This window comes from Mesorhizobium sp. (genome assembly GCF_041661565.1).
Classification (GTDB): Bacteria; Pseudomonadota; Alphaproteobacteria; order Rhizobiales; family Rhizobiaceae; genus Mesorhizobium.
In genome coordinates this window covers 25654-35388 of record NZ_JBAZUD010000037.1, presented here as the reverse complement: position 1 = coordinate 35388, position 9735 = coordinate 25654, and the positions used below count along the sequence as shown (strand labels likewise).

Annotated in this window: 9 protein-coding genes; 4 read left to right on the top strand and 5 right to left on the bottom strand. The window is 64.4% G+C overall.

Annotation, left to right across the window (positions count from 1 at the left end):
• The coding region (pyk, locus tag WC739_RS09260; protein WP_372952729.1) for a pyruvate kinase at positions 1-1039 on the bottom strand (1039 nt) is incomplete at its 3' end.
• Complete coding sequence (locus WC739_RS09255; RefSeq protein ID WP_372952728.1) at positions 1036-1524, bottom strand: DUF1036 domain-containing protein; 489 nt, start codon at positions 1522-1524, stop codon at positions 1036-1038. The genes WC739_RS09255 and pyk, both read right to left, overlap by 4 nt.
• 245 nt (positions 1525-1769) lie before the next feature.
• Here WC739_RS09255 and WC739_RS09250 point away from each other — a divergent pair, with 245 nt between their 5' ends.
• From WC739_RS09250 to WC739_RS09240, 3 genes are all read left to right on the top strand, one after another.
• Complete coding sequence (locus WC739_RS09250) at positions 1770-2567, top strand: N-formylglutamate amidohydrolase (RefSeq protein WP_372952727.1); 798 nt, start codon at positions 1770-1772, stop codon at positions 2565-2567.
• A gap of 11 nt (positions 2568-2578) precedes the next feature.
• A complete protein-coding gene (locus tag WC739_RS09245; RefSeq protein WP_372952726.1) occupies positions 2579-2887 on the top strand; it encodes a DUF1244 domain-containing protein in 309 nt (102 codons plus the stop codon).
• A gap of 270 nt (positions 2888-3157) precedes the next feature.
• On the top strand, positions 3158-4333 hold the full coding sequence (locus WC739_RS09240; RefSeq protein WP_372952725.1) for an MFS transporter: 1176 nt from the start codon (positions 3158-3160) through the stop codon (positions 4331-4333).
• On the opposite strand, the gene WC739_RS09235 is transcribed toward WC739_RS09240, so the two are convergent.
• Complete coding sequence (locus WC739_RS09235) at positions 4297-5205, bottom strand: LysR family transcriptional regulator (RefSeq protein WP_372952724.1); 909 nt, start codon at positions 5203-5205, stop codon at positions 4297-4299. The genes WC739_RS09240 and WC739_RS09235 overlap by 37 nt on opposite strands.
• A gap of 95 nt (positions 5206-5300) precedes the next feature.
• On the opposite strand from WC739_RS09235, the gene WC739_RS09230 reads away from it, so the two are divergent.
• On the top strand, positions 5301-6260 hold the full coding sequence (locus WC739_RS09230) for an SDR family oxidoreductase (RefSeq protein WP_372952723.1): 960 nt from the start codon (positions 5301-5303) through the stop codon (positions 6258-6260).
• Positions 6261-6284: 24 nt separating this feature from the next.
• Here WC739_RS09230 and WC739_RS09225 read toward each other — a convergent pair whose 3' ends face one another.
• Entirely contained in the window at positions 6285-6443 is a 159-nt protein-coding gene (locus tag WC739_RS09225; protein ID WP_372952722.1) for a DUF3309 family protein, read from the bottom strand.
• A 95-nt stretch (positions 6444-6538) separates the two neighbouring features.
• On the bottom strand, positions 6539-9706 hold the full coding sequence (locus WC739_RS09220; protein WP_372952721.1) for an efflux RND transporter permease subunit: 3168 nt from the start codon (positions 9704-9706) through the stop codon (positions 6539-6541).
• Positions 9707-9735: the final 29 nt, after the last annotated feature.

The window sequence follows — 9735 nt, the reverse complement described above, 5'->3', positions numbered from 1 at the left end:
AACGCTGTGCGTTGATGATGCCGGCATAGGTCGGATCGGTTTCGACCTTGGTGGCGATGCGGTTCATCATCGCCACCGCCTCGACCGGATAGGCGCCGGCCGCCGATTCCGCCGACAGCATGATGGCGTCGGCGCCCTCGAAGACGGCGATCGAAACGTCCGAGACCTCGGCGCGCGTCGGCACCGGGGCGGTGATCATCGATTCCAGCATCTGCGTGGCCACCACCACCGGTTTGCCGGCGCGCCGCGCCGCGCGCGTGATCTGCTTCTGGATGCCGGGCACGGCCTCGAGCGGCATTTCGACACCGAGATCGCCGCGGGCGACCATCAGCGCGTCGGACAATTCGATGATCTCGGCCAGTCGGGCAACCGCTTGCGGCTTCTCGATCTTGGCCATGATCAGCGCGCGGCCGCGCGCGATCTTGCGCGCTTCCGCCAGATCCTCCGGACGCTGCACGAACGATAGCGCAACCCAGTCGACGCCCGTGGCCAGCACCGCATCAAGGTCCCTGCGATCCTTCTCGGTCAGCGCGCCGACCGGCAGGTCGGTGTCGGGCAGGCTGACGCCCTTCTTGTCCGAGATCGTGGTCCCGGCGATGACGGTGCAGACGATCGCCTTGCCATTGCTGCTTATAGCCCGCAGCTCGAGCTTGCCGTCGTCGATCAGCAGCCGGTGGCCGGCTTCGACCGAGCTCAGGATCTCAGGATGCGGCAGATACACCCTGGTCGACGTGCCGGGCTCGGGATTGTCGTCAAGCGTGAAGGTCTGGCCCGGCGTCAACACTTCCTTGCCATTGGCGAACTTGCCGACGCGCAGCTTTGGCCCCTGCAGATCGGCCAGGATGCCGATCGGCCGGCCTACCGCTTCCTCGACAGCGCGGATGCGTCCGACCAGCGTGCGCATCAGCTCATGATCGGTATGGCTCATGTTGATGCGGAACACATCGGCGCCCGCCTCGAACAATTTCTTCAGCATCTCCTCCGACGAAGAGGCCGGACCGATGGTGGCGAGGATCTTGACCTTGCGGCTGCGTCTCATTGACTGTTTGTTCCCGGGGCGGCTGAAGCGCCTCCCGTTGTGGATTCGTCGGTCAGCTGGACCATCCAGCTTGCCTGCTCACCCGTGTCATATTCCTGGAATCCGGCGCGCTGGAAGCCCCGCGCGACGCAGTCGGTCACGCCCGCGATCTTGAACTCTTTTTCAGCCACGCACATGTTGATCGGGCCGTCCCAGCGTCCGCCACGCTCGGCATCTTCCGCATAGAGATAGTAAAACCTTGATGACAGCGGTCCTTCGATCAGCGTCTTGCAGCTCGATCCCTCGATGTGCCACCAGCCCTCGGTGATCCAGCCGGCCTTGGCGCGGTAGCCGATGCCGACGCCGACCAGATTCTGCGTCGCGTTGCAGACGCGGAAATCGGCGCGCGCCGGCGAAGCCATGACCATCGCCGAAAAGCCCACGGTCAGGATCAGGAGCGGCGTGGCAAAGGCTGCGCGCATGCGCTGCCCGCCGGCGGAACCCATCCCAAAACCCCTCGAAAACCACATCAGCATCTCTCTGCGCCCCTTTTCGGAAAAGTCCGGGCGCATGTCAACGCGCCGTTCTGTCCAATTCCAATCGATTTAGAAAGGCGTCGGCGCACAGTTCGCCGACTCTCGCCAGATTTCCGGGGAAACCTTGGCCAAACAACGGCATTGCGCAAGCGTCGTCTTCGTGGAATGACGATAGCACCCTCCCCGGAAGCCAGCGAACAGACCATTTCCCGCCAATGACCCGATCCACAGTTTTCGCGCCTTTCGATATCGTCGAAGGCGACCGCAAGCGAGGCATCGTGCTTCTGGGCGATCATGCCCGCCGCGACCTGCCGGAGGACTATGGCAGTCTCGGCCTGCCGGCGGCGGAGTTCGACCGCCACATCGCTTACGACATCGGGGTCGAGGCGGTGACGCGCGAACTGGCCGCCTTGCTCGGCGTACCAGCCGTACTGGCCAATTTCTCGCGCCTGCTGATCGATCCCAATCGCGGCGAGGAAGACCCGACGCTCATCCGCCAGCTCTATGACGGCACCGTCGTGCCGGGGAACTATCCCCTTGCCCCGGAGGAACGCGAGCGGCGGCTCGACCGCTTCTACCGCCCCTACCACGACGCCGTCGGCGCCATGATCGCCTCGATTGCGCAGGCGTCGGGACAGGCGCCGTTCATCTTCTCGGTACATTCCTTCACGCCGGTCATGCAGGGCAGGCAACGGCCGTGGCATGTCGGCGTATTGTGGGACCTCGACGATCGTGTGGCGCGGCCGCTGATCGACATGCTGGCCGCCGACGGCAGCCTCGTCGTCGGCGACAACGAGCCCTATGACGGCGCGTTGCGCGGCGACACCATGTACAAGCACGCCATCGTCAATGGCTTCGCCCATGCGCTGATCGAAATCCGCCAGGATCTGATAGCGGCCCAGCAGGGCGCGCTCGCCTGGGCGCAACGGCTGGCGCCGATCGTTGACGCGATCGGCCGTCGTCCCGATATACAGCGGGTCAAGATGTACGGCTCGCGCACAGGGCCAATATGACGGAGGTTTCGATGACCGAACTCACCACGGACCAGCAACGCGATTTCGAAGCCGCCGCCTTTCGCCGGCTGGTCGAGCATCTGCGCGAACGCGGTGACGTGCAGAACATCGACCTGATGAACCTCGCTGGCTTCTGCCGAAACTGCCTGTCGAACTGGTATCGCGAAGCGGCCAACGCGAACGGCGTCGACCTGACCAAGGACCAGTCGCGCGAGATCGTCTACGGCATGCCTTATGCGCAATGGCAGGCGCTGAACCAGACCGACGCCTCCGAGGCCAAGAAGGCCGAATTCGAGGCAAGGTGGCCGAAGGACCACTAGCGAGCCGTGTCGCTCGACAGTATCCGCAGCGGGGCGAGGCTCTCCGACTTCGTCATCCTGGCGTAGAGCAGTCGCGAAGCGACGTCGCGGAAAACCCGGTGGATCACGAAGGGAGGGGCGTTTCCGCTAATCTGCAACGCAGGCGGCCCGCCACGAACGATCCCGGTCCCATTTCGGCCTTGCGCCAAACATTCGCTCCGATCAGTGCTTGACTGCAAATTGAATCGATCTAATTTGCCGCGCGAAGCCATTTTTCACCGGATTCGCCCTATGAACGCATCAGATGCCATGCAGGCCGCAAGTCGCGGACGATGGGCCGTAGCGGCCATTTTCCTGGCCAACGGCTTCCTCACCGGCAGCTGGGCGCCGCAAATCCCGGTGTTCTTGACCCGGCTGGACATATCGAAGTTCACGCTTGGCCTGCTGATCCTGCTGTTCGGCGCCGGCGCCGTCACCGCCATGAGCTGGTGCGGCCACCTGATCTCGAAGCATGGCTCGCGCACGGTGCTGCGCTGGTTCGGCCTGTGCGGCAGCCTCGGCCTGATGGTCGTGGCGCTGGCGCCCAACGTGCCGCTGGCCGCTGTCGCCATGTTCGTCTTCGGCGGTTCGGTCGGGGGCATGGATGTCGCCATGAACGCCAATGCCGTGGTGGTGGAACGGCGCCTCTCCCGCGCCATCATGTCATCTTCGCACGGTTTCTGGAGCCTCGGCGGCTTTGCCGGCGGCGCCCTCGGCGGCTTCGCCATCCAGAGCTACGGCCACCTCGCCCACGCGGCCGTGGTGACGGTGCTCGCTTTCGCGGCGATCGCAGCCGCGGTCGGCCATCTGATCGCCGAGGACAGGCCGCAGGCGGCCGAACATCATAGATTCGCGTTGCCGGCCAACCCACTGGTCTACCTCGTCGGCTTGATGGCGCTGCTGACGATGATCTCCGAGGGCGCGGTGCTCGACTGGGCAGCCCTCTATCTGCGGCAGGAACTTGGTGCCGACCTCGCCATTGCCGGCCTCGCTTACGCCGCCTTTTCCGGTGTCATGGCGATCATGCGTTTCTTCGGCGACGGCGTGCGCAACCGCTTCGGCGCGGTCACGACCTTGCGCGGCTCGGCCGTCGTCGCCGCGGCCGGCATGCTGGTCGCCAGTCTTGCGCCCTCTCCCTGGATCGCCATCGCGGCCTTTGCCTTTTCCGGCATCGGCATCGCCAACATGGTGCCGATCCTCTTTTCGGCCGGCGGCAATCAGGAAGGCATGTCGTCGGGCACCGGCATGAGTGTCGTCACAACGATGGGTTATTCCGGCATATTGGTGGCGCCGTCAGCCATCGGCTTTGTCGCCGAACATTCCAGTTTCGGCCCGATCTTCATCGCGCTGTCGGGACTCTTGATCATCGTCCTGCTGATGGCCGGGCTGGCTCACCGCGCCGAATTCGCTCCCGCGCCGGCCGAATAGCGCTTCAATTCCTCGTGGAGAAAATCCGTCACGCGGCGGATGCGCACGCTGGTGCGCACGTCGCGATGCATGGCCAGCCATACCGGCAGCACCGGTAGCGGCAGGCCGGGCAGCACTTTTTCGACCAGTGGATCGCGATCGGCCAGCGGTTCCTGGCCGAGGCCGATGCCGTTTCCCGCCCGCACCGCTTCCCACAGGACAACCTGGTTGTCGGCCCTGAATCGGAAACTGCCGCGGGTCACTGGTATCCCAAGCTGGCCAAAGCCCTTGATGATGTCCTCGCTGCGATCGAAGCCGACCAGCGCGTGGCCTGGCAAATCGGCAGGTTTTTCCGGACGGCCGCGCCTGGCGAGATAGGATTTGGCCGCGCAGGCGCACAGCGCAATATCGCAGACTTTGCGGGCCACCAGTTCATTCTGCGCCGGCTTGACCATGCGGATGGCGATGTCGGCATCGCGCCGCAGCAGGTTCTCGACCTGGTTGGAAGCCACGATCTCGACCTCTATGCCCGGTTCCTCGATGCCGAGCCGTGCCGTCATCGCTGGCAGAACATAGGCCGCCACCACCTCGCTGGCGGCAATGCGTACCGTGCCTTCGATCGCCTCGACCGAACCCAACGCCAGCAGGGAAAAGGCGCTCGCCTGCTCGCTGACGGCCTTGCCGCGCTCGAACAAGGCGGCTCCGGCCTCGGTCAGTTCGTAGCCGCGGCGCCCGCGCCGGAACAGTGTGACGCCCAGCGCCTGTTCCAGTTCGCCGATATGGCGGCCAAGCGTCGGCTGGCTAGCCGACAGCTTTCGCGCCGCCGCCGACAGGCTGCCGGTCTCTGCCACCGTGACGAAGCTCTCGATCAGATTCCAGTCGATTTTGTCCATTCATAAATGAATATCAGAATCCAGTTCTTGGTCAATTTCTATTCGTATTCGAGGCGACCATATTGGAGCTGCAAACAACAACAAGGACACCAGACATGACCAGGATCGCAATCCTCGGCGCCAACGGCCGGCTCGGCCGGGTGGTCGCCAGGGCCTTTATCGCCGCCGGCTACGACGTCCGCGCCGTTACCCGTACCGGCAAGCTGCCTGCCGAACTCAAGGGCGCCAGCGCCATTGCCGGCGACGCGCTCGACCGCGAAGCCCTCATCCGCGCCACGGCGGGCGTCGACATCGTCTTCAACGGCCTCAGCCCGGTCTATACCGACTGGAGCAAGTGCCTGCCGATGGCTGAGAACGTCATGGCCGCCTGCCATGCCAACGGTGCGACGCACCTCTTCCCCGGCACGGTCTACAACTACGGCTCACCGATGCCTGCCGTGATCACCGAGGACACGCCGTACCATCCGACGACGGAGAAGGGTCGGATCCGCTGCGCCATGGAAGAGCTGTTTCGTCGCGAAGCCGACGCGGGCCGCGTGCGCACTGTTCTGTTGCGGGCCGGCGATTTCTTCGGCGGCACCGGGAGCGGATCATGGTTCGATCTGGTCGTCGCGGCCAAGATCAACAAGGGCATATACACCGCGCCCGGCCCGGCCGACCTCGTGCATGAATGGGCCTATCTCCCCGACTTCGCCAAGGCTTTCGTCGCGCTGGCCGGGAACCTAGACAAGCTCGGCTCCTATGAGGCACTGAATTTTCCGGGCCACGGGATCACCGATATGGAGATCAAGGCCGCCGCCGAGAAGGCCGTCGGCCGTCCTCTCAGGATGACCTCGATGGCCTGGTGGGTGCTGCGCGCCGGTAGCCCGTTCGTGGCGATGTGGCGTGAGATCGTCTCGATGTCGTACCTGCGCTTCGAGCCACACCGGCTGGCTTCGACGCGGCTCGAAGCCATCATCGGCACAATCCCGCATACGTCACTGGATCAGGCTGTGGCCGATGCTCTCTCCGATATCGGCATCGCCACTGCTACCGGCGTTTCGAAAGCAGCCTGAGCAAGGCCGAGACGTCGTGCAAACTCAAATCCTGCCCATCAACAGCAACACCAGGAGCACAACCAGCACGACACCAATGATGCCCGACGGTCCATAACCCCAGGAGCGCGAATGCGGCCACGCCGGCACCGCACCTATCAGAATAAGGATCAGGACAATGATGATGATGGTGCTGATCGGCATGAGACATTCCCGCGCATTGCTGTTGGGGGAAACAATGCAAAAGGCCGCCCGGTTGTTCCGGACGGCCTTTGCCGTTCAATTCGCAAAGTCCGCTTTTATTCGGCGGCTTTCGGGAAGGCGATCGCGGGTTCGTCACCCCGGCCGGGCGTATGGGTTGACGCAAGCTTGCCCTTGCCGCGCCGGAACACCCGGCGGAAAAACGCATTGACGCGGCTGTTCTTGCTGCGCGTGAAGATCATCAGCATCGAGGGCGTCACCACCAGGGTCAGCAAGGTGGCGAAGGACAGGCCGAAGACGATGGCCGAGGACAGCGAAATCCACCATTGCGTCGACGGCGCGTTGATCGTCGTCTCGTGATGGAAGATTTCGAGGCCGAGGCCGAAGGCGATCGGCAGCACGCCGAGGATCGCCGAAACCGCCGTCAGCACCACGGGGCGGGCGCGCTCGCGGCAAGTCTGCAGCACGGCATCCATCTTGTCCCAGCCCTCCTGGCGCAGCCGGTCATAGGTGTCGATCAGCACGATGTTGTTGTTCACCACCACGCCGGCCAGCGCGATGACGCCGATGCCCGACATGACGATGCCGAACGTCTCGCCCGTGATCAGCAGCCCGAGGAACACGCCCACCGTCGCCATGACCACGCAGGAGAGCACCATCAACACGCTGGTGAACTTGTTGAACTGCATCAAGAGCACCAGGAAGATCAGGAAGATCGCCGCCCCGAAAGCCTTGCCCAGGAAGGCGCTGGCCTCGGCGCTGTCCTCGTTCGAGCCGGCCAGCTTCCAGCGGATGCCGCTGCCGAGATCCATGTCGGTGACCGCCTTGGTGACCTCCTGCTGCACCGCCGCGACCTGGGCGCCGGCGGCGACATTGGCCTGGACCACCACGGTCCGCGCGCCATCGATGCGGTTGAGGACGCCGACCGTCGGCTCCGGCTTGCGCACGACGAAGTTCGAGATCGGCACCGAGCCTTGCGCGGTCTGTACCCTGAGTTCGTCGAGCGTCGACAGCGTGCGCCGGTCTTCGGGCAGGCGCAGCCTGATGTCGACGGCGTCGTCGGCACCCGCCGGCCGGTATTCCGAGAGCTTCAGCCCGTTGGTCACCAGCTGCACCACTGTGCCGACGGCTGTCGGGCTGATGCCGTACTGGGCCGCCTTGGCACGGTCGACCTCGAGTGCCCAGTCGACGCCCGGCGGCGGCAGGCCGTCGGAGATGTCGATGACGCCGGCCACCTTGGCGATCCGCGCAGCCACGGCACGCGCCTTGTCGTCGAGCCCCTTCGGGTCGATCGCCGAAAGCCTGATCTGGATCGCCTTGCCGGTGGGCGGGCCGGCTTCCGGCACGCGGACCTCGACATCGACGCCGGGAATGCCGGCCATGACGCCGCGCAGATCGCTCAGGATCTGGTTGGCCGACTTGCGCTCGCGCCAGTCGATGAATTCATACTGGATGACGCCGACGACGTCTTCGGGCACATCCTGGCCGCCGCCCTGCGTCTTGCCGACGCGCGTATAGACCGATTTGATGCCGGGCCAGCCAAGCATCCTGTCTTCGGCGATCTTCGTCGCCGTGTCCATTTCGGCCAGCGACAGGTTGCCGCGCGCGTGGACATAGAGCAGGCCGTAGTCCGGCTCGACGCTGGGGAAGAACTCGACACCCGCGCCATATTTGGAATAGGCGAAGCCGACGCCGACAAGCAGCGCGACGGTCAGCAGGACGACCGTGATCGGGAAACGCACCGCCTGCTTGACGATGGCCATGTACCAGCCGTCGCGGTTGTCGTCTTCATGGTGCTTCGGCGCCTTGGCGAATATCGCGCCCAGCGTCGGCGCGAACACCAGCGCATATAGCATGGACGCCGATAGCGTGACGATCAGCGTGATCGGCATGTATTTCATGAAGTCGCCGATGATGCCCGGCCAGAACAGCAGCGGCGAAAAGGCGGCGATGCGCGTCATCGTCGCGGCGATGACCGGGCCGGCCATGCGCTTGGCGGCGAGCGCGAAGGCGTCGGCCTTGGGCATGCCTTCGCTCATGCGCCGTTCGGCGAACTCGGTGACGATGATGGCGTCGTCGACCAGCATGCCGACAGCCAGGATAAGGCTGAACAGCACGATCATGTTGATCGTGTAGCCCATCATCGCCAGCAGCAGGATGCCGATCAGGAAGGAGGACGGAATGGCGAGCCCGATCAGCAGCGAGGCGCGGCCCGACAGCGCGTAGAGGATGACGATGAACACCAGGATCACCGCGATCATCACGTGGTTCTGCAGGTCACCCAGCAACTGGTTGACGAAGACCGACTTGTCCTGCGTGTAGGTGACGTGCAGCCCCTCGGGCATCGTCTTGACGTAACCATCGGACACCTCCCTCACCTTGGCGAGCGTGTCGATCAGATTGGCGCCGATGCGCTTCTTCACCTCGATGGCGATGGCCGGCTTGCCGTTGAGGCGCGTGATCGTGGTGGCATCGGCGAAGGTCGAACGGATCGTGGCGATATCCTTGGCCTGCACCACGGCGTTGGGACCGGCGACAACGGGCAGGGACGCCACATCCTCCGGCGTCTCGATCAGCGACGGCACCTTGACGGCGTATTTGCCTTCCGAACCCTCGATGTTGCCGGCGGCGACCAGGCTATTGGAGGCGCCGACGGCGCCGATCAGCTGGTCGAGCTGCAAGCCGTAGGACGACAGCTTCATGGGGTCGATGACGACTTCGACCAGGTCGTCGCGCGCGCCCTGCAGGGAGCCTTCGAGAACCCCGGGGACTTCCTCGATGCGGTCGCGCAGTTCGCGCGCCGCGGCGGTCAGCACGCGTTCGGGCAACTCGCCCGACAGCGTGACGACGAGGACCGGGAATTCGGAAATATTGACCTCGGTGACGACAGGCTCCTCGGCGGCCTGCGGCAGGTCGGCCTTGCCGTCCTGCACCTTGCTGCGCGTATCCTGCAGCGCCGTCGCCAGATTGGTCTGCGGCTGGAACTCGACCAGCACGTAACCGCCGCCCTGGAAGGCGGCCGAGCGCATCTCCTTGAGGCCTTTGAGGCTCTTCAGCTTGCTTTCCATCGGCCGCAGCAGGAGCCGCTCGGAATCCTCCGGCGAGATGCCTTGATAGATCAGGCTGACATACATCATCGGAATCGGAACATCGGGTTCCGCTTCCTTGGGCGTCGACTGGTAGGCGACCCAGCCGGCGAGCAGAAGGAACACCAGCACCGAAATGGTCAGGCGGGCGTTGTTGATCGCGAGTTTGACGATATCCATGGCTAACGCCTGTTCCTAGATTTCAGGAG

What these genes read in the sequence shown, in the direction of transcription:
- WC739_RS09255 (WP_372952728.1), bottom strand. Translation starts at nt 1,524, where the DNA reads ATGGGTTCCGCCGGCGGGCAGCGCATGCGCGCAGCCTTTGCCACGCCG.
- WC739_RS09250 (WP_372952727.1), top strand. Translation starts at nt 1,770, where the DNA reads ATGACCCGATCCACAGTTTTCGCGCCTTTCGATATCGTCGAAGGCGAC.
- WC739_RS09245 (WP_372952726.1), top strand. Translation starts at nt 2,579, where the DNA reads ATGACCGAACTCACCACGGACCAGCAACGCGATTTCGAAGCCGCCGCC.
- WC739_RS09240 (WP_372952725.1), top strand. Translation starts at nt 3,158, where the DNA reads ATGAACGCATCAGATGCCATGCAGGCCGCAAGTCGCGGACGATGGGCC.
- WC739_RS09235 (WP_372952724.1), bottom strand. Translation starts at nt 5,205, where the DNA reads ATGGACAAAATCGACTGGAATCTGATCGAGAGCTTCGTCACGGTGGCA.
- WC739_RS09230 (WP_372952723.1), top strand. Translation starts at nt 5,301, where the DNA reads ATGACCAGGATCGCAATCCTCGGCGCCAACGGCCGGCTCGGCCGGGTG.
- WC739_RS09225 (WP_372952722.1), bottom strand. Translation starts at nt 6,443, where the DNA reads ATGCCGATCAGCACCATCATCATCATTGTCCTGATCCTTATTCTGATA.
- WC739_RS09220 (WP_372952721.1), bottom strand. Translation starts at nt 9,706, where the DNA reads ATGGATATCGTCAAACTCGCGATCAACAACGCCCGCCTGACCATTTCG.